We start from the raw sequence: 26,452 nt of genomic DNA, 5'->3' as shown, positions 1-26,452 counted from the left end.
AATTGATCCAAAAAATAGGTCTGGGCGAATACCTGCTGGTAGTCCTGTTCGGTGCAGCCCTGCTGATATCCCGCTTTACCGGCTGGTCGTTGGGCCTGGGCGCGGGAAAGAACTTTTGGGCCTTCTTCTCTGAGATGATCACCTTTTTGCCATTGATGTTCATCCTGATCGGGCTGATAGAGGTATGGGTGCCAAATGAGAACATTGAACGGCAGATCGGGCCCGGCTCGGGCATCAGGGGTACAGTCTGGATCATCCTATTGGCCATGCTGCAGGTAGGGCCTTTATACGGCGCCTTTCCGGTGGCCTACCTGTTGTGGAAGAAGGGTTGCAGCATCAAGAATATCTTCATCTATCTGGGGGCTTTTTCCACCTTAAAGATACCGATGCTGACCTTCGAAATCGGGTTTCTGGGTTTAAAGTTTTCCATGCTGAGGACGCTGTTCACCCTGCCGGTGTTTATCGGCATCGGTTATATTATGGAGGCCTATTTGCGGGGCAGGAATTTTGAAATAAACAATTCTGAAAAAAATAGGTTTGTTTGTCAACGGTAAAAAGCCCTCCCGTTTCCGGGAGGGCTTTTTACAAAGGAACAATTGTTATTGATCCTGTGGGACTTCGCTGCCTTGTTCTTCTGTCGGTGTGGTTTGATGGATGACGGGGGTGTTCTCCGGCAATAATTCATGTATCGCGAAGCCGATGCCGTTCTCAACCGCTCCCAGCATTCCCATTAGTTCGGCGTCGTATTTAGTTAGATCGATAGTGCCCTTTTCTGCCCCCCTGATATCTGCCTCGCTTATGATAGCCTCTTTCAGCTTCACGATAGGCTCCCACTGGGTATAGAAATCGTAGCGCAGCGACTTGTTGCCCTTGAAGCCGACCTCCTGGGAACGAAGATCGGTGCTCAATTTGATCTCGAACGCGGTCAGCACCGGCGCAAATTTCTTGCCAATGTCGACCTTGTACCATACCTGCAGGAATCCATCAGCGCCCATTTCCGCTGTCATCTGGGCCACGGTGGAAACCACCTTGAACATGCCAATGACCCCAGGGAAGATCCCCAGGCCGGTGGTTGATATCTTCTGGGTCTCGTTTACCTTGGTGGGTTGGAACAACCCGGACGAAGCGCCCCGGCCCTCTTTCTCTTCTTTTAGGTTCCAGTCCAGGTAGGTTTGGTTGGCATGGACCTGGTCTTTGGACACGATGGCTATGCCGTTTTTTTCAAACATTGCGACCAGGTCATCATATACCCGATTGGTGGTGTTGGTATAATAATCCTTGTTGATATCAATTCTGCTGCTTTTTATCAAGCCCAGCTGGTGATTGGTGACCTCTTTGGAGACCACGAACTCGCCGTAGCACTCCAGGATGACCAACTTTTTTATGTTAAGTTTTTTCAGTTTCTTAAGGCTTAGGGCAAGATTTTTTTTGGCTACATTGGCCGGATCCGCGAACGCTTCCGGTTTGTATTTTACGCCACCGGCGAACGCCTGGAGCGTAAGCATGGCCATAACGGCAAAGGAAAACAAAGAACGTTTCACAAGAGCCCCCTTTTTATAAAGTTAATAATAAATTTTTAGAATTATATCTAAAACAATTATTGTTGTCAACGAATTACAACATAATATTTGAAAAATATTATTTGCATTTCAAACTATTTTTCAATATAATATCAAAGGCTTGATAGTTCAGAGGAGAGCGGGGACCAGCCCGCTCTCCTCTGTCTTTAAACCGGTCAGACCATGGCATGGCCCTGTTTACCATTGATGCCCAGGACCCTTGTTATTCAACCAATGGAAAAATTTAGCCGATAGGGGGCAGGGGCATAAAACTGATAGACACCCCCCCAAAGGGACAAATGAACCAGCGGGCTTATCCCGGCTCCTGACCATGAACCGGAAATCGGAGGAAATCAAATGAATCGCAGCCGAAACTATGAAAAAATGTCCGCGGCCGCCGGGTTGGCGGCAAAGGACTTGGCGTCGGCGGAACAGAAAATGGAAGCGGTCACTGATGTTCTTTGGCGGGGGATGAAGGATGAGGGTCTGGCCTGGGTGGGCTTCTATAAGATCACCGATGACAAGAAGGAAATGCTGCTGGTGTGCCGCCAGCCCAAGCCGGCCTGCTCGCCCATCGGACTGCACGGGGTCTGCGGCCGGGCCTGGAAGAAAGGAAAGGCCCAGGTGGTGGCCGATGTCCACGCCCTGGGAGGCGACCATATCGTCTGCGACCCCAACAATCTTTCCGAGGTGGTGATGCCCGTGCTGGAGAATAACGGGGAGTGTCTTTATGTGCTGGACCTGGACAGCGGGGAGCTGGATTCCTTCGACCAGGAGGATGTGGAGGGTTTGGAGCTGGTGCTGAAGAGCGCTGGGTTGTGATATAAAATTGCCCAGAACCCTCCATTATCAATGGAGGGTTCTTTGTTTATATTAAATAATTTACTTGATTTTATAGCACATCGTTTGTGATAATATTGGTAAATAAAAACGAAAGAGGAATCAATGAGCAACAATAATGCAGATAGCTTGATAAAAGAAGGCAGGATATTTGCCGGGCATAGCGATTATAATAACGCTAAACTCAAATTTCTAAATGCTTCTAATATTTATAAGTTACTCAAAGATAAAGGAAGGCAAAATTGGACATTAGCTGCAGCTGCTTATATGGCAATTATAAACAAAGATATTGAAGAAGGGCTACTCATATTTAACAAAGCTGCCAAATTGGGCTATACCGACTTAGATAAATTGAATGATTTATCTAAGTTGAAATATAAAGGAAAAAGATTAAAAGAACTTAGTTCTTTTCAGCAAATATACAAGCGTGTTTGTAATAATGCCAGTTCTGTAGAGATTGTTAAATTTCAAAGCCAGAATATCGAACCTTGGCAATGGGCGAAATATTGTGATAAAAAAGATTTAATTCGTTTAAAAAACAAACTTCCAAAATTCAAATCCAACAAGGAATTTGATTTCTTCAAAGAATGTCTTGCCTGGGTAAATAAACGTTTTGTCCACGATGCGGTTAATAAACCCAGCAATTCAAACCCCCTTACAATACTTAAGGAAGCCGATAATAAAAAAGGGTTTACCTGTCAAGAATTTTCAATTCTTCTGGCCTCTGTTTTGCAGACACATGGTTATCCGGCCAGGGTAGTAGTCATTTTAAAAAATAATTATAGTTATGGAACGGGAAAGGGACACTGGGTGACAGAAATATGGAGCAACGATCTTAATAAATGGATATTATTGGATCCCCAGAACAATTGTTATTGGATGGCGGGGAAAGAGGTTTTAAATGCCTCTGAAATACGTGAATATGTTTTGAAAGGGAAAACGCAACAGATGGAGCCATATGTTAATGGCAGAAAAGCGGGATCCCTGATGAACTGGTTAGAATACTTTAAAGTTATATGGATATATAATAATCAGAATTACTTTAATAATTGGGATACTCTGGGAGAAACAGAAGAAATAAGCGAGCAACCGCATTTACTGTTTCAGGATAAACAGAGAGGATATTTTAAGCAACATCGGGGCATGGATCACCTTTATCCAAATATGAATAAAATCAGTTATAAATTGAAGTATCATAATAAAAAACTTTCGTTTGTGCTATCTAATTCTTGCCCGTTTTTCAAGAAATATGAAATAAGTTGTAATAACGGGCCCTGGTCTGAATGCAAAACGGAATTTGTAAAACAACTAACAAAAGGCAATAATGTATTTAATTTCAGAGTACGAGATATTTTTAACCGTAAACTAAATAATGTAGTTCTGGCAATAAATAAATACAAATGAAAATTAAAAAGATCTCTAAAACAGAGGCCTTTTGTTCTATCCTTTTTCAGTCAGAATAACACCTATAGCCACGACTGCTGCACCTATGATAAAATTAACAGTTATCTTCTCCCCCAAAAATATCCAGGCCAGCAAAGCCGCAAAAACAGGCTGGAGGTTGGACACCACCGCCACCTTGCTGGCCTCGATCTTGGACAGGGCCCAGTTCCAGGTCAGGTAACCTACAACCGAGGTCAGCAGGGCCAGATAAAGGATCGATGACAGGCCGGACCAGGTGACCGCCGCGTAGTCCTGCCGGAGTATCGGCAGAAGACCGATGGGGAGAAAAAGCATCGCCCCGAACATCAGCGAATATCCGGTGACCTGCAGGGGCTGGTATCTCTGCAGCATCTTCTTGCTCAGTATGGTATAGACCGACCAGGTCAGGACGGCAAAAAATATCAGGATGTCGCCCTTGAGGGTCTGGCCGGAGAGGTCGATCCCCTTTTCGAACAATACCAGCAGAACCCCGGCGAACCCCAGGGCGATGCCGGTTATCTTCAATGCCGACGGCCGCTCCTTAAGCCAGATGCATGACAGGCACAGCACCATTATCGGGGTGGCGGCGTAAAGCAGGGCGCCGTGGGCGGCCAGGGTGTATTTCATGCCGTAAAGGAAAAGGCCCTGGTTGAAGGGCACCGAGAAAATGGCCAGCCAGAGGAAGGTCCAGCGGTCCCGGCGATCAGGCGTGAAATACATTCTTTTCATGCCCAGCAAGGCGGCAAAGACCAGGGCGGTCAGGCCGAAACGCAGCACCCCCAGGGCCAGCGGGGAGAATTCCCGCAGGCCCAGTTTGGTCATCAGAAAGGTCCCGGCCATGATCACCTGGACCGAGACCAGAAGCGTCAGCGGATTGTTGGAAATGGACCGTTTCATTCTTCAATGCCTTGACAAGTTGGTTGTTATTGCGGATAATACTTGGGCTATGAGCAAAAAGAAAAATCCCAAAATAAAATTCATCATCATATTGACTGCAGCGACGATCTTTTATTTCGCCGGGTCCATTGTTCTGGACCTGATGCACCTGCCGGCCATTGACAACCTGGCAAAGAAGAATCCCGCCAGGACGGCCTTGATGGAGCAAAGGGTCAAAGAGGCCCGGGCCAGGAAAAAACCGTACCGGATCAGCCAGTCGTACCTCCCGTACAATGCCATATCGCCCTATCTTAAAAAGGCGGTGCTGGTGGCCGAGGATGCGGCCTTCTTCTCCCACCAGGGAATAGACTACGGCGAGCTGAAGGAGGCCATCAAGACCGACTGGAAGAAGAAACGCTGGGCCAGGGGTGGCTCCACCATCACCATGCAGCTGGCCAAGAACCTATACCTGTCGACCTCCAAGAGCCTGACCCGGAAGATCTCCGAAGCGGTGCTGGCCCGGCGGATGGACGACCAGCTCAGCAAGGCCCGGATCTTCGAGCTGTACCTGAACTATATCGAGTGGGGCGACGGCATCTTCGGCTGCCAGTCGGCGTCCTTGATTTATTTTGACTGTTCGGCCTCGGAGCTTGATCCCGAGCTGGCTATCAGACTGGCTTCGATCATCGTCAATCCCAGAAAATACGGACCGTTCACCGACAGCAAGCGGATGAACACCCGCCGGAAATGGATCGCCCAAAAAATGCTGCAATACGGGCACCTGACGGAAGAAGAATACAGTGATTTAAATTTTTAGGCGCCAATCACGAATGCTTAACTAACAGGTAAGATGCAGAGCCGCTATGGTCAGCGGCTTTTTATTTGCCAACTCATTGAATCTTTCGATGGTCTGCGAAGTAGACAGGGCGACCAATAAGATCCCGTTCTTCCGGCAATACTCCTCCACTTTGCCGTCCACCTTCATCAAGCCCGGCTGGCCCAGGCCCACTATCAATATCTCCGGTTTCTGGCCAAAGACCTCGTCCAGGTCCTCCATTTGCAGCCGGTGTCCCTCTTTGCGCCACCATTTGTCGTCCACCCGGTCGGGATAGATGATAAGGTCTGCGACATAATTTTTGCCATCGACCGTTATTTGCCCAAAGGAATAATTGTCTATCCTCACAGCCAGTTCAGTCTTTCTTTTTCTTTACGGTAAAAGCGTCCCAGCAAGCGCATGCCGCAGCTCCAGAGATATAAAAGAATAAAGCAGGCTGCCAACGGTCCGATAAAAGGGACGGGCCAGAGGAGCAAACCAAAAAGCGGCAGCAGAAAAACGATCCAGAATAAAAACAAAAACAGGATGTATTGTTTGAGGGTCTTGAATATCGGCTCGATGACATTGGAAGGCAGCAGTGAGGGCATCAGCTTGCCGGTGACGGCCGTCATCAGCAGGGCCATGGGAAAATATATGAAGCTGAGGATCAAAAGAACGATCATTGCCAACGGTGACAAACCTCCGTGATCTTTGGCCAGCAGAACCAGGTACATTTCCACGGGCAGAAAAGACCAGAAGATTATCAACAGGAATTTGAAAACCGGGGCCAGGATGGCGCTCTGAACATCGGCCAATTCACCCCAGTTGAATGCCAGATCCTTTCCCTGGCCGGCCGATCTTATTGTCCTGATAAAATGTCCGGGCAGGGCCACCAGTACTGCAAAACCTGCCAGGCCGGCTATCAGATAGACGGGCAGTCCGGCCGGGGGCAGGGCTCCGGGAAATATCTTAAACAGGGTCTGGGCTATCTGCCAGGCGGATAGCGCCAGGGCTCCGACGGACAGAAGCAGCAGTTGCCGTTTTGCCGGGATAAAGGATGATTTTAGAAACATGATGATAAGGCTGTTAAATTATTGCGGTTCAGGTTTTGCCGGATCTTTCCCGGTGATCAGGCGGACAACCTCGGGATTATAAGGCAGGCCCAGCCGGACCGCCCGGTGATAATAATAAAGGGAGCTGTCCCGGTCGCCTAGGTTCAGGAACAGGAAGGACAGAAGCTCGTTGGCTTCAGTCTTATCCGGGTCAAGAGCAAAAGCTTGCTGCAACGTTTTCCGGGCCGGAGGAAACAGATCCTGCTTGATCAGGCTCTTGGCCAGACCCAAGTAGATTACGGCATCGGCTCCCAGGCTGTCGGCGGCAACAGCCTTCTGGAAGGCGGCCTGGGCCTGGGGGAATTTATTCTGCTGGTATAGGATCAGCCCCAGATCGTGGAGTATGGCGGCGTTGCCGGGATCCAGGTCCGCCGCCCGGGCCACCTCCGCCTCCGCCTCCGGCCATCTGTCCCGGGCGGCGTATCTCTGCCCCAGCACGTTGTGAGCGAAGAAGGAATCGGGAGAATATTTTACGGCGTTGCCCCAAAAAGAAATGTCGTTCCGGTATACAATCATGTGCCCGATGGAGACCGCCGAAAGCAAAGCCAATATAAAAGCCAGAAATAACGGGGCAAATTTTCTTTTCGCGATATTGAAGATGATGCGGGACTCCATCAGCATGATAAAAAACCCCGCCATGGGCAGATAGAGCCGTTGCTCCAGCAGATAGGCGAATCCCAGGGTCCTGGCGGCGGTGGGCGCCAGAAACAGCAGGAACCAGCCCAGCCCGAACATAAAATACCGTTTTCGGTTCAGTCCTCCCAGAATGAGGAGGCCCAGCAGGCCGGTCAACGCTACCATTCCCGGCCAAAGAGAGGTGTTTTCCGGAATGGGCATCACCGAAAGATCGAAAGGTAAAAGGATCTTGCCCAGATAGCTCGCCAGGCCGGCCAGGTTTTCCGCAAAAGTGTTATATTTTACGGTGATCGGTCCCACCGCCTGCCACCGCAGGAACAGAAAAAGGGAGAGACCCGTCAGCCAGATCAGTGCCGGCGCCAGGAGCTTGCGGAATTCCCGGCGGTGGAACAGCAAAAAGTAGAGTAGTCCGGCCGCCGGCAGGATCACAGCGGTCTCCTTGGTGAACAGGGCGGCGGTGAAGGATAGGAGGTGGCCCAGCAGGAGGGGCCAGGAGGGCCTCTCCAGATATCTGATGAAGGTTATAAACGCGGCCAGGGAAAAGACCGCCAGCACCGAGTCGTATCGGCCCGGGATGAAGGCCACCGCATGGTTCAGCACCGGGTGCACGGCGAAGATCAGGCAGAAGGCCAGGGAAAGCCCCCGGGGATGCTTAAGGGTCCTGAACAGGAAGAACAACAGGCAGGAGGCCGCCAGGTGAAAAATGATATTGGACAAATGGTAGCCCCAGGGGTTCCGGCCGCTCCACAGGGCGTCGCTGATGAAGGTCAGGGTGACCAGGGGGCGGTAATAGGTTCCCGGGGATTGCCAGGCCATGTCGGTCTTGAAGGCCAGAAAAATGTTCTTAAGATTCGCCAGATGGTGAAAATTTTCCAGGATCAGATGGTCGTCGTCAAAATAAGCAAACCCGAAGAAAACAGTCCTGAAATAAACCGCCGCTCCCAGCAGGATGATCCAGAAGCAGGGCCGCCACCCTTCGGTCAGGAGGCGGCTCCAAAAATCGGGCGATTTTAACCGGCCGGGGCGCATCCCTTACCCTGGGAAATTGCGCGGTTTGCAGATCACCTCGTGTACCTTGAGGTCGAAAAAATCCTGGGCGTTGGCTGGGGTCAGCACCACGGCGGTGTCGGCCCCGCTGCCGGTTCCTCCCACGGCGACGGCCTCCTGCTGGACCGAGACCAGCCCGGCGTCGGCCGCCATCAACGCCATCTCCAGACAGACCTTGAAGCCCTGCCCCATGGTCCGCAGGGTGTAGGCGATGATCTCGTCCAGCTGGTAGCTGTTCATCTTCCGGCGCACCGCCCGGTTGACCCCGCCCAGGGCATGCTGGCAGGTTAGTATCTTCACGCCCTTTTTCTCCAGGATCTGCTTATTCCCGTCGGTAAGCTCCTGGGCGTCCTTGAAGGAAAAACCCGTGGAGTGGGTCACCGCCACCAGATTAAAATCGGGGAAAATCTCCGCCGTCCGGATGGCCGTCGCCCCGGAGGTGGTGGCCACCAGGATATTCTTGATATTCAGATCCCGGGCCCGGGACAGGGCCAGCCGCAAGGTCTCTTCAGTATTGACCGGGCCGGATTGGTCAAAATATCTATATTCCATTTAAATGTGCCTCCGGTTATTATGAAAGCTGCAATTTATGTTTTTCGATCGTTTTCAAAATATCTCCCGCCACCTTCAGGGCCATCAGTCCGTCCAGTCCGGTCACCAACGGAACCGAGTTGCCGGTCACACAATCGACGAAGGCGGATAGTTCGGCCCTGAGGGGCTCGACCTTGTCAAGCTTCAGCTCCCGGTAATCCACCAACTTGGCCAGATCCAGCACGCCCTTGGGCTCTCCTTTCAGTTTGTAGATCTTGACCTCCGGCTTCATATAGTCGACGTTTATGTAGGCGTTGCGCTGAAAAAAGCGGATCTTCCGTTCTTTCTTGATCGATATCCGGGAGGCGGTGACGTTGGCCACGCAGCCGTTGGCGAACTCCAGCCGGGCGTTGGCGATATCCTCCTTTTCGCTGACCAGGTTGAAGCCGATGGCCGAGATGTTATTCAGCGGGGAGCGGACGAAGGAAAGGATGATGTCGATGTCGTGGATCATCAGGTCCAGCACCACCGGAACGTCGGTGCCCCGGGAGACGAATGGCGCGATCCGGGTGCATTCTATGAACTTGGGATCATGGATGTGCTCCGAGGCGGCCCGGATGGCCGGATTGAACCTTTCTATATGGCCCACCTGTAATTTTACCGACTTTTTCTCCGCCAGGGCCACCAATTCCTCCGCTTCGGCGATCTTTGAAGTGATGGGTTTTTCCAGCAGCAGGTGGTTGCCGGCCGAGATCACTTCTTTTGCTACTTGGTAATGCAAACTGGTGGGCACCACCACGCTGACCGCCTGGGTCTGCTTTAACAATTCCCGGTAATCGGAAAAAGCCCTGGTCTTGTTCTTGGATGCGATCTCCCCGGCCCTTTGGGGATCGCTGTCGGCCACGCCGACCAGCTCGACATCCTTGATCTCGGAATAGACCCGGGCATGGTGCTGGCCCAGGCTGCCCACGCCGATGACGCCCACTTTTAGTTTAGACATAATATTCCTGTCGGTTTGGAGTTTTTAAATAACAGAACACTTTAGGGGTTATATTTTATCATCCGTAGACCACCCCTTGATCCCCTCCTTGATCAAGGAGGGGATTGGGATTAACCGCCAGCGGTATTAGCCCATTTTATAGACCTTCTCGATCCGTTCCAACACCCGCCAATGACACTTGAGCCCCTTGGGAAAAATCACCAGGTCGCCCGGCCCGATCTCAACCTTTCCCCCGTCATCCGTGAAAACCACCACCCTGCCCTTGAAGACATAGGCCGTCTCCCGGTCGGGATACTGCCAGTCGAACTCCGAGGGATCGCATTCCCAGGAGGACCATTCGCCGATCCCCAGCTTATCAAGTTCATTCTTGGAGGGACGGGATATTTTTATTTCGGACACGATCTCCCCTTGGGTTATTTTTTCTTGCCCCAGATAAAGGCCATGGGAAGTGCCCTGGGCGGGGTCTTCTGAAAATCGGCCGCCAGGCTGTCCAGAATGGCATTGACCTTTTCGCCCCAACGTTTGACATAGGCCGGCCTTCGCTCATGCAGGTTGCCGGTCATGTATCTGACGTATCCCGGCTGGTCGGGCATTACCAGGATAGATGTTTTTATGTCGGCAAATCCCATCTCCTCCATCAGGCTGACGTAATCCTTTAGATAATGCAAGCCCCAACACATCTTGCCCTCCAATGCCGCCAGCTCGACGTTCATTTTTTCCATCCGCCCTTCGGCCGATCCCGTTTCAACGTCCTTGTAGCCGTCCTTGATCTTGTCGTAAATGACGAAGGTCCCGCCCGGAGCCAGCACCCGAACGCAGTCCTTAAGGGCCCTGACCACATCGCCGTCGTCGCTGACGAAATCGTGCAGGGCGGCCCGGGAGATCACCAATCCGGCCGAACCGTCGGGCAAGGGAAGGGTGGAGGAATCGCTGACCAGCACTTCCAGCCTTTTATCCTTGATGTCGGCGGTCAGTTTTTCGGCCACCTCCGGCAGTCTTTCGGTGGTGTAAAGCTTGCCATCCGGTTTGATGTATTTCTCCAGCAATTGGCGGGTGAATTCGCCCCGTCCGGCGCTGAGTTCCAATACCGGCCGGGTCACTCCGGAAAAAACCTCCCGCAGGATATCGTCTTCTTTTTTATCCAGTGGCTCGAGCTTCTTCAGGTATTCCCTGGCCTGTTTCACCGAGATCCCGGAGGCCTCCGCCCAGGATGATATCTCTTTTTCGTCCATCAGAATTTTTCTTCCTTGAGTTTTTGGGCTTTCTTATGCTCCACCGTCTGCTCCGGGACGATCTCCGGGATGATGCCGGCCGGGCTGGAGAGGACCTTGTCCAGCAGCCGGTCGTACAGCTGGCGGTCCTTGATCTTGCTGGCGTAATTTTCGGCCATCAGCACGCTGGTGGCGAAATAATCCGGCGCCATCTGCATGGCCTCGTCGTACATCTGCTTCGATCTCTTCATGTCCCCGCCGAACATGCCGGGAGCCAAAGCGAAATAGGCCCCCAGCCAGCGGGCCGGGCCGCCGTAATAGTAGGTCTTGTCCAGGGCGTAAAGATGTTCCACCATCTTGCGGGCCTGCTTGGATGACTTGACGGTCTTGAATATCCCCTTCATCTTTCCCCATTTCCCGATGCAGGTGGCGGTCCAGAAGACCCCCCCGGCATACTCCCTGCCCAGCACCGAGACGGCGTCGCCCATGGATCTTTTGTCCACCTCGGTCAGTTTTTTGAACTCGCCGTTGTATTTGAGCGATGTCAGGCCCCATTCGTGGCCCTGGTAATAATTATCGGCCTTGGCATCGCCCTCCAGGAAGGCGTCGGCCAGAAAGTAGTAGGCGTATGCCAGCCTCTCGGCCAGCTGGTATGAAGGCTCAGCCTGATAGGCCTTTTCGTAGAGGGCGATGGCCTTCTCCAGCGAGGACTGGTTTCCCCGGTCGGCCCAGAGCGCTTGGGCCTCGTCGAAACCGGGCTGGGCCAGGGCGGGACCGACGAACAATAGGCCGGCCAGCGTTAGCAATAGATATTTATTCATGTTTTGATCCTTTGCGATTATTGGTTTTATGTTTGCGAAGTTAATTCCTTTATCAGCATCAGGCACAGATCATCGTCCAATTTTACATTCTGACCCGGCACAACCTCCCGGTCATTATAGCATATTCCTCTTCCGTCCGGGATATAACCCCGTTTTACATACATGATCTGGGCTTTCCCGTAATCATTGTAAAGCCCGACTCCCAGACCGGAGTATTTCGATCTTTTTGATATTCTTTTTTCCGCCTCATCCATCAGCTTTGAAGCGATCCCCTGACGCTGGTGCTTTTTCAGCACGTTCAGGTCTTTTATCTCGGGTATGCCTTTATTACGGAAAGCGTCATGTTTGGTTTCCCAGACGATGGTTAAATATCCGGCAAATTCACCATTGAGCTCTGCCAATATTACTTCCCTTTCCCCTTCCTTCTGTTCTCGGAAATATCCGGCATATATTTCGCTTAGCTTATTATCCCAGCCCTGGGCGGCAAAGCCGGCTGAGATCAATTGGCAATCGGTTTCCACCATGTCTCTAATTTTGATATCCTGCCCCATAGGAGCCTCAGTTATTTTGTTTAAGAATGGCCATCTTGTCCCGGTAATCCGCCTTGGGGGTCTTGCCGTAAAGCTTTTCATATGTCTCCAACGCCGCCGCCCGGTGCCTTTCCCCGCCGGTCAGACAGAAGATCTCGTAATGCAGCCTGGCCTGCTCAGGATCCTGACCGTATCTTTTCAGCAGGGCTCCCAGCATCTCCGCAGCCCGGCCGGGGTCCGACCGTCCCGCCAGCCTGGCATCCATCAGTTCCCCCCAGAAAGTCACGTCCGTCCGGTTTATCTCCCGCGACAGCAGCACCGCTCTTTCGTTGGCCTGGCCTGCTGAGACATGATCCCCGGTCAGGAGATCCAGTTCCGATTTATTGAGCAGAATGTCGCAAAGGTAGTATTTTACGTCCATCTCCTTCACCGCGGCCATGGCCTCCCGGTAGCATCCGGCCGCCTCGTCATAGCGTCCGGTGTCCCTGTAGATGTTGGCCAGGTTGAAGACCGCCAGGGCCAGGCTCAGCTTGTCCCCCAGTTCCCGGGCCCCTTCCATCTCCTGCCGCATGCAATCCAGCGCTTCATCATAGCGGCCCAGGTAATAGTACAGCACCCCGATGTTGGAAATTGCGGAGTTGACCCCTGATTTATCGCCCAGGGCCCGGCTCAGGGCCAGTTTCTTATTGTTGTACTCCATGGCCCGTTCGTAATCCCCCAGGTCCATATAGACCAGTCCCAGATTGCCGGAGGACAGCGCCAGTGTCTGTTTGTCGCCGATCGCCGCCGCCATGTCCCACTGCTTTTTCAGGTTCTCTATCACCAGGTCCATTTTCCCCTGATAGTAATGGATCATGGCCACGTTGCCCCAGGCCAGGCCCTCGCCCTGCCGGTCGCCCAGGCCTTGGGCTATCTCCAGTTTTTGGCGGTAGCAATCCATGGCCTGGTCGTAGTTCCCCCGGTCGGCGTGGAGGGTGCCCAGGTTGTTGAGGGCCTCGCCCAGCCCCTGCCGGTCTCCGGTCCGTATGGTGATGGTCCGCCTCTTTTCGAAGCATTCGGCGGCCCCGGAGTAATCCCCCTGGTTGAAATAGAGCGTTCCGATATTGTTGAGGGCCGCGCTCAGCAGGTCCAGGTCGTTGAGCTTCTCGGCCGTCTGCTGTGATTGCAGGTACAGTTCCTTGGCCTGGTTATACTCCCCTTTTTTAAACAGGATGGCCCCCAGGTCCCTTTGGCTCCCGGCGATCGCGGCCATGTCGCCGGATTCCTGGGCCTGGTCCAGATTGCGCCGCAACAGCTTTTCGGCCAGGTCCCATCTTCCGGCGATGGTCAGCACCGCCGCCTGGCGTTGACGCAGGTCTAAGGGGTAAAATTTCGGCGGCGGGCCGGGAACGGCCAGCCAGGATTCTGCCGGCCGGTATTTTTTAAGGGACATCAAACAACTTTTATATATTTAGCGTTTAAAATTCCGTGAATAATGCTGGCGGCTTTGTGAAGGTGATGTGTTTTGCCGTTTATTTTAAAAAAGCAAAACCGGTTGGCTAGAATAAAGTATTTACTGCTGGTAACAATCTGATGCCGGAAATATTATAAAGGCAATATAGATCCCTTTAAGGCGATATATTTCCGTAGATATCCAAAAAATCTTCTTTGGTCATTTTTAAAAGACAGACATCCTGCCGCGATGCATCCTTTTTGAAGCCGAGCTTGATCAAAGCCTTCTGGCCAGGCTGGTTATCCAAAGCCACCGGGTCGCACATCACCTTTCCCCCGAAATCGAAGAAGAAATATCGCAACAGCAGGGGAACGGCCTTGCCGGCATAGCCCTGGCCGCGGTGGCAATGTTCGACCTTTATATTGAATTCGGCAGTGCCGGTAGAAAGGTCGTAGCGGTGAAAGCTGATCTCGCCTACCGGCTGGTCGCTCTGGTTGAATATAAGAAAATACCGGTCTGTTTTGCTTCCGGGAGAGACCATCCGGGAGAACCATTTGGTGGCCTGCTCTTCTGTTAGGTGAACGGGCCCGCCCACCTCGGCCATGCTTAGGGGATCGGCCCAGAGCTTTATGATGTAATCCATCTCCTCGGGCTTGGGCGGGCGGATATAAATACCAGAGGTTTTTAATATTTTTGTATTCAAAACAATTAGATCAAAACCAGTTCATACTTCTTGCTGCCCAACCCCATCTTTTCGGCATGATCCAACTGGACATTCCAATCCACCTCGGGATAGATATCGCGGAATTTGTCGCTGCCCGGCTCCAGGGCGTTCTTCAGTTCCGAGTCCTTGTACCCGGCCGAGGCCATCACCAGGGCGTTGCTGGCGGCGTCCACCGCCACCGGGTCCAGCGAGGCGGCAATGCCCAGGTCCGGCACGATGGGGTGGTCGGCGTGGCCGTAGCAATCGCAGGCCGGGGAGACGTTCATGATGAAATTCAGATAGGCGATCCGGTCCTTCTTGTGCTTCACAAAGCCCGCCAGGTGCTCCACCATCTTCTCCTGCATCTTCTGGGCCCCGCTGTCCCAGCCGTTGCGGACTGCCTGGGTGGGGCAGACCACGATGCAGGATCCGCAGCCGATGCATTTTTTGGGATCTATCACGGCATATTTGCCGATAGCAATGGCGTCGGCCGGGCAGTTGGCGGCGCATTTGCCGCAGGCGATGCATTTTTCGGCCTTGATCTGCGGGGCGATGTCTGAGTGCATGGCCAGCTTGCCGCCCCGGGCCCCGCCGCCCATTCCCAGGTTCTTGATGGAGCCGCCGAAGCCGGCCAGTTCGTGCCCCTTGAAATGGGTGACGCAGACGATGGAGTCGGCCCTGACCAGGTCGTGGGCCAGCTTGACCTTCTTAAAGTGCCGGCCGTCGATATCCACCTCGACATAGGCCCCGCCCCGCAGGCCGTCGGCGATCAGCACCGGGCAGCCCAGGGTGTCGCGGGTGAAGCCGTGCATGGCTGCGGTCTCCAGGTGGTCCACCGAGTTGGAGCGGGAGCCGACATACAGGGTATTGGCGTCGGTGACGAAGGGTTTGCCGCCGGACTCCTTGATCCTGTCAACCACCCGGCGGACGAAATAGGAGGGGATGAAGGCGGTGTTACCCCGCTCGCCGAAATGCACCTTGACCGCCACCAGGTCGCCTTTCTGGAAGGCCGAGGAGACCGGCAGCCGGTCCATCAGCCGGTCCAGTTTTTGATAGATGTTCTGCTCCGGGGTCTCCCGGAAACTGGTGAAATATACTTTGCTTGGCATATTTTATTCCTTTTGAAATGCTGGTTATTTATATCCACAGATTACACAGATTGACACAGAATATTATTTATCGCCTTGTCATTCCCGGCACGACCGGGAATCCATGGGTTTCTTTTACCACCAATACAAAAAGATACCATTTGTCCATTATTGTCATCCTGAGCCAGGCAAGTTTACCTTACAAGCCGAAGGATCTATACACCACCGTCATTTCCCCAAATTTTCTCGCAGTGCCAGTTCCCTCTCCTAATGCGTTAGGGGAGGGGCAGGGGTGGGGTCCTCTTTGACTGCCCGAGAATTTTTCTTAGATATATGATCCCCGATACCAGGATCAGCAAGAGCGAAGCATACAGAAGATACCGGCCCCAGGGCTGCCAGTTGAGCACATAAAGAAATATGGCGGCCGAAAGAAAGGTGACCGCAAATTTCCCCGGCCAGTTTGAGACCGGGATTTCCTTGGTTTTGTTGATCATCAAAAACCCGCCGGCCAGGATCAGGAAATCGCGCAGTATCACCAGTCCGGTGGCCCACCAGGGGAAGCCCCGCCACAGGGAAAGGGCCAAGACCATCGAGTCCAGGCAGATCTTGTCGGCTAGGGGGTCCAGGATCTTCCCCGGGGAGGATATCTGGCCCAGCTTCCGGGCCAGATATCCGTCGAAGTAATCAGTGGCCACCGCCAGGAGCATCAGTATCAGCAGGGGGATGGTTTTTTCTTCCTTGAGGCAGAACAGTACCGCCGGCATCAGGGCGATTCGGGAAAGGGAAAGCAGGTTGGGGAGGTTCATATTGTCTCTTCCGATCGATAAAGCCGGAAATCGCTGAACTGCGCAGTGTTGCGTTCGCCGACGCACAACAAAAGCTGGCCATCATGATATGGGATATTATTGCTTTGGTGGATCAGAACATCGTCAAAGTAAGTCCAGAACTGGGTTTTGGTGAATTTAATCTGAAGATAATGCCAGCAGTTTGGTTTTAAAAGCATATGATGTTTCAATTCCAGACCGGGATAACAGATCTCGGTCTTTGCATTATAGATTGAAAGATCAAAGTCGGGATAAAGGCTGATATAGCCGTGGCTGGGGAAGCAATGGACGGCAACGCCTTTTTGGGTTTCGGGGGAAAATCGCAGCAGAATGCCGGAGCCGTAGTTCATCCGCAGATCATTTTCGTTTTTCAAATAAAAAGAGACGCCGCCGAACTGGGGGATATTTTCCTTTAGCCGCGCATAAATGTTATTTTTTTCGGCCGTTCCCCGGAGGCATCCGGAATTGGTCTGCCAGTGGCCGCTGATTATCTCCCAGTTGTTGATATCGTTAAATTTGTCGACGAATGCAGCATCTCCCATATCCGCCTGCTTGTCGAGCGAGGAAATAGATATCTGGTAAATATTTACTTTTCCGACAATGTTGCCGAATATAGATATATTTCCTATGGTGCTTGACGAAACTGAACTGCTGAACAGTATCCTGTTATCCACGGATATTTTCAGTTCGGACCCGACGAAAAGCACCCGGATATTGTAGCGCTGGTTCTCTTGAAGATTGTTTTTTATCGTCTGTTCTTTGTATTCCGAAGTGCCGCTGGGCGAAAAATTCGCGATAAAGGTTATACGGTCCTTAGTGATTTTCAGCGCATGACCATGGTTCTGATCTGCCGTCCTAAAGAGCAACCCCGCCTCTCCAGTGAAGAAGCCAAATTTTACATAGAATGACAGGTCAAAATCCCGGGAAAGAAAGCACAGGTTGTGGGTCACGTTTCCGGTCAAAGTGATTTTTCTTATCTTCAATTCTTTCATAAAACAATAATATAAAATTTTATCCAACATCTCGTTAGCATGCTTAAGGGTGGTCTCGGTGATCTTGCTGCTGTCTAGCCTTATGAGTTTATCTTCTTCAATAGCCAGGCCAGGTTCTGTCCCAGCACCCGCATGGTGTCCAGGCCCTCCTGGTCCTCTTTGACCGCGCCCGGCTCCCGGCCGATGCCCAGGTTCCAGTATGAGGAGCCGGGGACGATCATCTCGCTGATCAGGAAGAACTTGTTGATGGCGTCGAAGGTGTTGGTGGCCCCGGCCCGGCGCACCGCCACCACCGCGGCCCCGGCCTTTCTTTTCAGCAGGTGCCCGTTGACCCCGCTCACCAGACCGGCCCGGTCGATCAGGGCCTTGGTCTCGGAGCTGACGTTGGAGTAGTAGGTGGGCGATCCGATGATGATCCCGTCGGCCGCCAGCATCTCCCCGATGCAGCTATTGAGCATGTCGTCATCGTAGGCGCACTTCTTATCCCTGTTCTGAACGCATCTATAGCAGGCCCGGCATCCGTGGATGTTCTGGCCGCCCAGCTGGACCAGTTTGGTGACGATGCCTTCCTTTTCCAGCTCTTCGAAGACGTAGCGGATCAGGGCGGCGGTGTTGCCGTTGGGCCTGGGGCTGCCGTTGAAGGCGACGACTTTCATCCGATCTCCCTAATTGGTGCAATTACTGTTTCTCGATCATCTCCCTGGCATGCTTCAGGGTGGTCTCGGTGATCTTGCTGCCGCCCAGCATTCGGGCGATCTCCTCGATCCTCTCCTTTTCGCTTAAGACATTCACCGAGGTGATGGTGCGGCCCTTCTGCTCATCCTTGCTGACCAGGAAGTGGCTCTTGGCCAGAGAGGCTATCTGCGGCAGGTGGGTGATGCACAGCACCTGCCGGGCCGAGGAAATCTCCTTGAGCTTTACTCCCACCGCCTCGGCGATCCGGCCACCGATCCCGGCATCGATCTCGTCGAATACCAGCACCGGGACGGCGTCGGCCTCCGATAAGATGGTCTTGATGGCCAGCATCACCCGGGAGATCTCGCCGCCGGAGGCGATCTTGGCCAGGGGCTTTAATTCCTCGCCGGGGTTGGGGGATATCAAAAACCGTACGGAATCGATGCCCGTTGCGTCGGCTTTAAGCTGCTTTTTATTGTGGTGGACAATGCCTTCGGCCTCTTCGACCTGGGCCACATCAACCTTGAAGGCGGCCTTTTCCATTCCCAGGTCCTTCAGCTGGGCCACCACATCCCTGGCCATCTTCCTGGCCGCCGCTTGGCGTTTCTCAGACAATGCCAGACAGGCCTTTTCCAGGTCCCGGCGCTGGGCTTCCAATTGGACCTCCAGTTTTTTGATATTCTCCTCGCCGTGCTCCACCGAATCCACTTCGGCCTTGATCTTTTCGTAATGGGCCAAAACGGCGGTTATGGAATTCTCCCGGCCGGAGTATTTTTTCTTGAGGGTCCTGATCAGGTCCAGCCGGTTGCGGATCTCCTCCAACCGCTGGGGATCGAAAGAGATGCCGTCCCGGTATTTTCTCAGGTCCCGGGCGACCTCCTCGATCTGGTCGTTCACCGAAGTTACGGCCTTCAAAGTAGATTCCAGGCGGGGATCGATCCCGGCGATCTCCTCCACCGACCGCTCCAAAGCGCTGAACTGCTCGGTGATGGAGCCGTCCTGCTGGTATAAAAGCTGATAGCCGGCCGAGGCCAGCGAAAAAAGCTTTTCGGAATTCTCCAGAATGGTCTTTTCGCTTTCCAGCCCTTCCTCTTCGCCTTCGGCCAGCGAGGCCGATCCGATCTCCTTTATCTGGAAATTATACAGGTCCAGCTTTTCCCTGGTCAATTGCTCCTTGTTCCGCAAGGCCTCCAGTTCTGATCTGATCTTCTGGTATTGGTGAAAAAGTTCTCCGGCGGCTGTTCGTTCCGGCCGGGTCTTGGCAAAGCCGTCCAGATAATCCAGATGCCGCTCCTCGTAGAGCAGGGATTGGTGCTCGTGCTGGCCGTGCATGTCCAGCACGGCGTCACCGATCCTTTTAAGATTGGCCAGGGTGACCGGGCTGTCGTTGACAAAGGCCCGGCTCTTGCCGGCCGGGGACACCTCGCGGCGGATCAGCAGTTCGTCGGACCAGTCGATGTCCAATTCGCCGAAGATCGTCTTTACGGCGCCAAGATCCGTCAGGTGGAATTCGGCCTCCACCATGGCGGCCTTGGCGCCACTGCGGACGCTGTCGCTGTCGGCCCGTTCGCCCAGCACCAGGCCCAGGGCGCCGATCAGGATGGATTTTCCCGCCCCGGTCTCCCCGGTGAGGATATTGAGGCCCGGGGAGAACTCCACCTCCAGGGAATCTATCAGGGCGTAATCTTTTACGGTGAGTTTTTTAAGCATAACTAAAAGGTTATTTTAAAACGATAAATTTCTTGGTCTGGCTGTTGCTTCCGGCGGTCAGCTTGTAAAAATAAACGCCCGAAGATAATTTGTCAGTCTTCAATGGAATATTGAAATATCCCGGCTGCTGGGCGCCCATATCCATTGATCGGACCAGCTGTCCGGCTACATTATATACATTCAGGCTGACCGTAGATTTGGCCGGCAGTTGATAGCTGATGGTGGCCTTTTTTCTGGCTGGGTTGGGGTAGGCGTCTTTTAGTAGAAAGACAAGGGATCTCTTTTCGTTATCAATATTATCTGAAGAAACACCGGCCTCCGGGCCGTAGTATTCATAGACTTGAAGACCCCAGTTTTCATAAACCACATACACATAACCATCGTACAATTTTATATCCCAGGCCAAAGTGTAATACGGGCTTGAGTTATTATCATGATAACCTATCTCTATCGGATTGTTTGGATCAGCGACATCAATAACCCTAACCCCAAAGGTATCCCAGGCTACGTAGGCTAAATTATTTTTTATTTCTACACCGTATGCGCCTATCCACGAATCGGCAGACATCTGGAAATTACCGACCTCAAACGGATTGCTTGGGTCAGCGATGTTCACTATCCGCAAACCGTTATTCATGGCGGTAATGTAGGCGAAAGTATCTTCTATTGCGACATCAATCACATCCCCCGTTATATCGCAATGTCCGATCTCATGCGGTGCTGCCGGGTCGCTGACATCAATTATTTTTAGGCCGGCGTAATAATCAGCCACAAAGGCAACGCCATTCCGGACGGTCATATTCACAGGATCAGCAATACCGTGGTATTGCCCTATTACAAACGGACTTTCCGGATCGGCAATATTTACAAATATTAAACCGGTATCGCTTGAAATATAGGCGAACGTATCACATATGGTAAAATAATATACATACTTAACTGGTAACGTAAGGGTATGAACTATTTGGGGCGTATATGGGTTTTTCACGTTGAATGTAAGCATAGTGGAATCACCCGGCAGGCCGTAGGCCAATGAATCCCTGACATCAACATCCCACAAGGCCCCGAAGTGATTGCTGGTATCTAAAAAACAGACACCTTGCTCGGTAATACTGGTTGGAACACTCACGTCAAGTACCCTTAATCCGTAGGAAGGCAGGTACGCATGACTATCAGCCACAGCAAGGGTAATGAAATTTGGCACTTGGTATTGGCCGATCTCTAATATGTTTGCAGGATTAGAAATATCGTATATTACCATGCCCCTGCGTTCATCTGCTACATAAATGTAACCCGGCGAATAAGCAAAATGCCAGGCATTGCCCCATTCGCTGGAAGTGTAATTCTGCTTAAGCTGAGGGTGCGTGGAATCTGAAATGGTATTGATAAATATCTGATAATTATTATATGCTCCGCTGAATGCCAATGAATCATAAATTTCAACCCGGGTGGCGGCCTCCCCGCCCGATCCGGCAAACAATGGGTTGGCTGGATTGCCGATATCCACGACCGTAATAACATCAGTGCTGCCATAATTCCAAGGCACACTAGAAATATAGGCATAGCGACCGGCTAGGCTAACATAAGAGGCATATACGGCATTATAACGGCCTATTTCACTGATGATCCCAGGTGTTTTTATGTTCAGCAGGGATAGTCCGCTGTCACCGTCGGCCACATAGGCAATGGTATCCCTGACCCGTATGCCCCATACGCAGCCGCCATCATTATAACTACCAGCCAATGCCGGCGCAACGGGGTCGGAAATGTCGACAACAAAAAGCCCTGTCGTATCACCGGCCACGTAGGCAAAGCCGCCAGATATCGCCAGATCCACCGCCAACCCCGGAAGCGGACAGTTGCCGGTGATGGTAGGTTTGTGTGGGTCGCTGATATCCGCTATCCACAGGCCTTTATCATAACAGGCCAGATAGGCATGGCCGTTGTTTATTACAATTTGATGGATCATATATCCGTCTGTGGCGACTTCGCCGATCTTGACCGGCATTGACGGAGTATCCACGTCAAAAATGAATATCCCGCCGCCGAAACCGGTAAAGGCGTATCTGTGGCCGTCCATGGAATCTACCGCGATCGCACGGCTCAAACCATACGGCCAGCTGCCAACAGTCCTTACGTTAAGACTGTCAGTGGCATGGGCCGAAAGACCTGACAGCAGCAAGAATATGCCCAGAATTTGCTTCTTGGACATAAGCTCCCTTAAGTAATTATTTTAAAATCACCAGTTTCTTGGTCTGGCTGTTGCTTCCGGCGGTCAGCTTATAAAAATATACCCCGGAGGAAAGTTTGTCGGTCTTCAATGGAATATTGTAATATCCCGGCAGTTGGGTTCCCATATTCACTGATTGGACCAACCGTCCTGCCACATTATATACATTCAGGCTGACCGTAGATTTGGCCGGCAGTTGATAGCTGATGGTGGCCTTTCCTCTGGCTGGGTTGGGGTAGGCTTCTTTCAACAGAAATGAAGATATCCTGCTCTCGTTCTTATTGTTTGTCACCCCGCTGGGGCTGGTGTATTCGAACACCTGCAGGCCGTATTGGTAGTAAGAGACGTAAACCTTATTGTCGGCCAAAGTCAGACCGTTGGCGCTGCATCCAAAGTTATAAGAACTCCAGGGGATCTTTTTATAATAGCCTGATTCCGTAGGATTGGCGGGATCTGAAACGTTGACGACCCTGACCCCCAAGGTATCATAGGAGATATAGACCAGGCTGTCTTTGACGGCCAGCGAGTTGGCGCCGTAGAACATATCTTCCGGGTTCGGTATCACAAAGTGTCCCAGCTCGACAGGGGTTGTTGATTCGGAGACGTTTATTATGCGCATACCGCTGTCTCCGTCGGCCACATAAGCCATTCCATTCTGGACAGCCACATAAAGAGCCGTCCCGGGGGTGTCATAATAACCTATCTCTGTTATGGCGGGAAGATTGGTAATATCGTAAATGCGCAACCCATAACCGCTATTTGCCAGATAGGCCAGCGAACCGTCAATACATATGTTATAGGCTATGTCGTTTGTTATAAACGAGTCAACAACAAATATGTTGGAAGGGTCGGAGACATTGATCACCTTAATATTGTTATATTGTGTTAAAAGAGCAAAAGAATCCGTTATCGCTACATAATTGCAAAAACCCGCGCAATATACCGAATCCAGAACGATAGGATTATAGGGATCGGCTATGTTGATCACCTGCAAGCCATAAATGAAATCAGGCAAGTATGCTAAGGAATCTTTTATACAAATACTGGAAAAACCGCTGGCAATACTTTTAACAGAACTCACTTCTTGGAGGTACTGGGTTTCTGTTGTTTTGATGATATGAATGTAATCCGAAGGCATGTAAGCAAAGCTGTCTTTGACTGCGCCTGTACCGTAGATAACAGGGCAGTCAAAGCGATAGGTTTCTACGGGGTTTACTGGATCGGTGATATCCTGAAGGGAAAAATATTTTTCGGTGGTGACAATCAATCGGTTCTTAAATATTGTTACAAATGTAGCGAACCAATCGGTGGGATTGGTTTCAACCAGAACTGGGGAGGAAGGATCACTGATGTTGATCGTGGAATAAAAGTAACTATTGATAGTCCCATAAATAATAGTGTCCAAGATGGCCATTCTATAAGCGCCATAGCCGCCAGTGCCGGTAATAACCGGATTTGTCGGGTCAGACACATCAAATATTACCGTTTCCGCAGTATTGCCGCCATAAAGATAGCCCCCTTTATAATAAACACAGCGAAGATCGCTGGTGCTGTCATTGTATCCTATTTCAACTGGCATGGCAGGAGAAGATATGTTGTAAATCTTTAATCCGTTTGTCATTCCTGCGGTGTAAAGCAGGGTATCGTTGACATCTAAGCCGTAAAAATAGTCACCATTGTCAAGATAGCCAGCTTCGTAAGGATTGTAGGGATCGGATATGTTTGCGATTCGGACGCCGGAAAAACAGGAAGCGACAAAAGCGTGGTTGTTATTTATTCTGACCTGAACCGCATAACCAGGAAGATCGACATTGCCGGTCACGTAGGGATTTAATGGGTCGCTGATATCCAAAATCCATAAACCGCAATCTGACGCTGCCAGGTATGCATAATCTCCGGCTACGGCGATGTCTTTTATATAACTGGCTTGCGTGGCGGCCTCGGATACCTTATATGGTGCGTCCAGAGAATCGATGTTGAAAATGAATATGCCGCCGCCCATGCCGGCCAGCAGGTAATCATGACCATTGATGGTCGCCGCCGCAGTTGCGGCGTTAATGCTGTACGGCCATGAACTGACGGTCCGCATCCTTAAGCTGTCGGCCGAGGCATAGGCCAGGCCCGAAAAGGATGCGACCAGTAGGAAAGATAGATATATCTTTTTAAACATAGCGTATCCTTATTTTAAAATCACCAGTTTCCTGGTCTGGCTGTCATTTCCGGCCGTCAGCTTGTAAAAATAAACGCCCGAAGATAATTTGTCAGTCTTCAAAGGCACATTGTAATATCCCGGCGGCTGTGTGCCCAGATCTGTTGATCGGACCAGCTGTCCGGTTATATTGTAAAGGTTCAATTTGACCTCGGCCTTGGCTGGCAGTTGATAGCTGATGGTGGCCTTGCTCCGAACAGGGTTGGGGTAGGCGTCTTTCAGCAGGAAGGTGAGGGGCCTGTTTATGTCTTTGTCATGATCATCGGTTGAGATCCCTGCGTCCGGGCCATAGTATTGGTAAACTTTTAAACCAGCGGCATAGTGCGATACGAAGATATTACCATTTCCAACTGCCACGCCAACAGCCCTATTGTTTAAAGGAAAGGAGACGGTTTCCATTGCATAGTAACCTGTTTCAAACGGATTGGTAGGTTCGCTGATGTCAATGATCCTCAATCCGGCCGAGTCATCGGCCAAATATGCAAAAAGTGAATCCACGGTAATAGCCATAGCTTTTCCTGATGTATCAAAGACGCTTAACACCTTGGGGCTGTCGGGTATGTCTATATTCATCAGCAATAATCCATTTAAATCGTTAGCCAAGCATAAAATATCTTTATCGATGGTTAGGTCCCAGACCATACCAATATTGATAGTGTCAACTATCTCTGGGTTTGTTAAATTTGAGAGATCCACAATATAAAAACCTGAGGTGCCTGCAGCCACATAGGCATATTGGCTGGTTGCGGTAACTGCCGCAGCATAAGAGGTTGCGTTCGGTATGCCACACTGGCCAATTATATGAATGTTTCCAGCGTCTGATACATTGATTACGAAAAGGCTTTCTGAAGAAGCAACCAAAGCTAAGGTATCCATACAATAAATATCCCAACAATTACTACTGGACATGGGGAGTGAGTCAACAACCGATAAATATTTGTTTCCAACATCCTGCATTGCTTTAAATCCATATGCATCATCAATGGTTAATATAATTGAATCTTTTAAAGCGACGGCGTGGGCATTACCCAAAGCTTTTCCCCATTTGGTGGTGTGTGGCTCCGCGGGATCGGAAACATCCAGTGAATATAAATCACCGGTAGGGTAGTAAAGTATGTCATCCTTTGCCAACATAACGTTATTGCCATATACGGGTGATGGCGAATTAAAAGCGCCTATTTCAATGGGAGTGTTAGGTGAAGATATATCAATGACCCTTAGCCCACCTATGTCGTCCGACACGTATAATAGATTGTTATCAGAATAAATATCACGAGTATAACCAGGAGTATCATAAGAAGTAATAATGTAGGGGTTGGCCGGATCGGAAAAGGAAGTAATATATAAACCAGCAAATCCGCCCACATTGGGGCAAAAGGCTAGGGTATCGTGAATGGCTATTTCTCCGTTGCCGGAAAGCATAAAGGAAGTAATAAGAAAAATATCTGCTGGGTTGCTTATATTCAAAACATCCATCGCGCCAGTGAGGAGCAAGGTGTCTTTGATTGCCAAAGAACCACCGCATAAATACTGCAGGCTATCAATAAATATTGGATTATTGGGCGTGGTAATATTAAAGGACAGGACTGTTGGAATGAAATCTGGCCAGTTTTGTTTGATTATATATAGCAAGGTGTCATTTATGGCCAGGCTATAGCACCCTTCCGTTGATGGCACCAATGCTACTGTATCGGGGTTGAAAGGATCAGATACGTCCACGACACGAAGGCCAAAGGAATCGTCGGCTGCATATGCGTAGCTTCCACGCACAGCGATATCAACGATATAACCCGGCGTCGACATTTGATTGCAGATGTTTGGGTTTGCAGGATCGCTGATATCAATAATACATAGACCAAGTTCGGCTAAAGCTAGAAAAGCGTGATTTCCATATATTCTTGCCTTTCGGTGATGGCCCAATAGGTCGGTTGTTCTTTGGCCAGTTATCCTTGCTTCGCCCAGCCAGTATGGATTAGTTGGGGTGTCAATGTTAACAGTCATAATGCCGCCGTCGTTATCGACTATTGCAATATGGTGGCCGCCTATACTGCAGGTGGCCGCAGAGTATGTATAGCCAAACGGCCAGCTGCCAACGGTCCGTACGTTAAGACTGTCGGCGGCATGTGCGACAGAAGAGACGGCCAATCCAAGGAGCAAAAGTAGATATATCTTTTTAAACATAGCTTATCC

At 51.1% G+C, this 26,452-nt stretch carries 25 protein-coding genes; 4 read left to right on the top strand and 21 right to left on the bottom strand.

Annotated elements, in window-relative coordinates; all coding sequences use genetic code 11:
* Positions 1-2 precede the first annotated feature (2 nt).
* On the top strand, positions 3-554 hold the full coding sequence (locus A2273_03365) for a hypothetical protein (GenBank protein ID OGF08011.1): 552 nt from the start codon (positions 3-5) through the stop codon (positions 552-554).
* A gap of 45 nt (positions 555-599) precedes the next feature.
* On the opposite strand, the gene A2273_03360 is transcribed toward A2273_03365, so the two are convergent.
* Positions 600-1,529, bottom strand: a complete 930-nt coding sequence (locus A2273_03360; protein OGF07520.1) for a hypothetical protein — start codon at positions 1,527-1,529, stop codon at positions 600-602.
* A gap of 387 nt (positions 1,530-1,916) precedes the next feature.
* Between A2273_03360 and A2273_03355 the strand changes: the two genes are divergently transcribed.
* Entirely contained in the window at positions 1,917-2,381 is a 465-nt protein-coding gene (locus A2273_03355; GenBank protein ID OGF07519.1) for a hypothetical protein, read from the top strand.
* Positions 2,382-2,504: 123 nt separating this feature from the next.
* Complete coding sequence (locus A2273_03350) at positions 2,505-3,803, top strand: hypothetical protein (GenBank protein OGF07518.1); 1,299 nt, start codon at positions 2,505-2,507, stop codon at positions 3,801-3,803.
* Between the two features lie 36 nt (positions 3,804-3,839).
* On the opposite strand, the gene A2273_03345 is transcribed toward A2273_03350, so the two are convergent.
* Complete coding sequence (locus A2273_03345) at positions 3,840-4,718, bottom strand: hypothetical protein (protein ID OGF07517.1); 879 nt, start codon at positions 4,716-4,718, stop codon at positions 3,840-3,842.
* A gap of 49 nt (positions 4,719-4,767) precedes the next feature.
* Between A2273_03345 and A2273_03340 the strand changes: the two genes are divergently transcribed.
* Entirely contained in the window at positions 4,768-5,514 is a 747-nt protein-coding gene (locus A2273_03340; GenBank protein OGF07516.1) for a monofunctional biosynthetic peptidoglycan transglycosylase, read from the top strand.
* Positions 5,515-5,535: 21 nt separating this feature from the next.
* Here A2273_03340 and A2273_03335 read toward each other — a convergent pair whose 3' ends face one another.
* From A2273_03335 to A2273_03245, 19 genes are all read right to left on the bottom strand, one after another.
* A complete protein-coding gene (locus tag A2273_03335) occupies positions 5,536-5,880 on the bottom strand; it encodes a hypothetical protein (GenBank protein OGF07515.1) in 345 nt (114 codons plus the stop codon).
* A complete protein-coding gene (locus A2273_03330; GenBank protein ID OGF07514.1) occupies positions 5,877-6,584 on the bottom strand; it encodes a hypothetical protein in 708 nt (235 codons plus the stop codon). Before A2273_03330 ends, A2273_03335 begins: the two co-directional genes overlap by 4 nt.
* A gap of 18 nt (positions 6,585-6,602) precedes the next feature.
* A complete protein-coding gene (locus A2273_03325) occupies positions 6,603-8,288 on the bottom strand; it encodes a hypothetical protein (protein OGF07513.1) in 1,686 nt (561 codons plus the stop codon).
* Between the two features lie 3 nt (positions 8,289-8,291).
* A complete protein-coding gene (locus A2273_03320; protein ID OGF07512.1) occupies positions 8,292-8,858 on the bottom strand; it encodes a hypothetical protein in 567 nt (188 codons plus the stop codon).
* 19 nt (positions 8,859-8,877) lie between these two features.
* Positions 8,878-9,837, bottom strand: coding sequence for a hypothetical protein (locus A2273_03315; protein ID OGF07511.1), 960 nt, complete (start codon positions 9,835-9,837; stop codon positions 8,878-8,880).
* 126 nt (positions 9,838-9,963) lie between these two features.
* A complete protein-coding gene (locus A2273_03310; GenBank protein OGF07510.1) occupies positions 9,964-10,236 on the bottom strand; it encodes a hypothetical protein in 273 nt (90 codons plus the stop codon).
* 14 nt (positions 10,237-10,250) lie between these two features.
* Entirely contained in the window at positions 10,251-11,069 is an 819-nt protein-coding gene (locus A2273_03305; GenBank protein ID OGF07509.1) for a hypothetical protein, read from the bottom strand.
* Entirely contained in the window at positions 11,069-11,869 is an 801-nt protein-coding gene (locus A2273_03300) for a hypothetical protein (GenBank protein ID OGF07508.1), read from the bottom strand. Before A2273_03300 ends, A2273_03305 begins: the two co-directional genes overlap by 1 nt.
* A gap of 26 nt (positions 11,870-11,895) precedes the next feature.
* On the bottom strand, positions 11,896-12,420 hold the full coding sequence (locus tag A2273_03295) for a hypothetical protein (GenBank protein OGF07507.1): 525 nt from the start codon (positions 12,418-12,420) through the stop codon (positions 11,896-11,898).
* Between the two features lie 7 nt (positions 12,421-12,427).
* Positions 12,428-13,831: a hypothetical protein gene (locus tag A2273_03290; GenBank protein OGF07506.1), complete on the bottom strand. Its 1,404-nt coding sequence runs from the start codon at positions 13,829-13,831 to the stop codon at positions 12,428-12,430.
* 175 nt (positions 13,832-14,006) lie between these two features.
* Positions 14,007-14,534, bottom strand: coding sequence for a hypothetical protein (locus tag A2273_03285; protein OGF07505.1), 528 nt, complete (start codon positions 14,532-14,534; stop codon positions 14,007-14,009).
* Positions 14,535-14,539: 5 nt separating this feature from the next.
* Complete coding sequence (locus A2273_03280; GenBank protein OGF07504.1) at positions 14,540-15,643, bottom strand: 4Fe-4S ferredoxin; 1,104 nt, start codon at positions 15,641-15,643, stop codon at positions 14,540-14,542.
* Positions 15,644-15,897: 254 nt separating this feature from the next.
* Positions 15,898-16,428, bottom strand: a complete 531-nt coding sequence (locus A2273_03275) for a hypothetical protein (GenBank protein ID OGF07503.1) — start codon at positions 16,426-16,428, stop codon at positions 15,898-15,900.
* Positions 16,425-17,468 (bottom strand): hypothetical protein, encoded by a 1,044-nt coding sequence (locus A2273_03270; protein OGF07502.1) that lies wholly within the window; start codon positions 17,466-17,468, stop codon positions 16,425-16,427. Before A2273_03270 ends, A2273_03275 begins: the two co-directional genes overlap by 4 nt.
* A 50-nt stretch (positions 17,469-17,518) precedes the next feature.
* Positions 17,519-18,094 (bottom strand): FMN reductase, encoded by a 576-nt coding sequence (locus A2273_03265; protein OGF07501.1) that lies wholly within the window; start codon positions 18,092-18,094, stop codon positions 17,519-17,521.
* A 22-nt stretch (positions 18,095-18,116) separates the two neighbouring features.
* Positions 18,117-19,823, bottom strand: coding sequence for a DNA repair protein RecN (locus A2273_03260; GenBank protein OGF07500.1), 1,707 nt, complete (start codon positions 19,821-19,823; stop codon positions 18,117-18,119).
* Positions 19,824-19,833: 10 nt separating this feature from the next.
* Positions 19,834-22,035 (bottom strand): hypothetical protein, encoded by a 2,202-nt coding sequence (locus A2273_03255; GenBank protein ID OGF07499.1) that lies wholly within the window; start codon positions 22,033-22,035, stop codon positions 19,834-19,836.
* A gap of 16 nt (positions 22,036-22,051) precedes the next feature.
* Positions 22,052-24,223, bottom strand: a complete 2,172-nt coding sequence (locus A2273_03250; GenBank protein ID OGF07498.1) for a hypothetical protein — start codon at positions 24,221-24,223, stop codon at positions 22,052-22,054.
* A gap of 9 nt (positions 24,224-24,232) precedes the next feature.
* Positions 24,233-26,443: a hypothetical protein gene (locus A2273_03245; protein ID OGF07497.1), complete on the bottom strand. Its 2,211-nt coding sequence runs from the start codon at positions 26,441-26,443 to the stop codon at positions 24,233-24,235.
* Positions 26,444-26,452 lie beyond the last annotated feature (9 nt).

The organism is Candidatus Edwardsbacteria bacterium RifOxyA12_full_54_48 (assembly GCA_001777915.1).
Classification (GTDB): domain Bacteria; phylum Edwardsbacteria; class AC1; order AC1; family EtOH8; genus UBA2226.
Note: the sequence above shows the minus strand (reverse complement) of the source record. Positions and strands in the feature narration are given on the sequence as shown.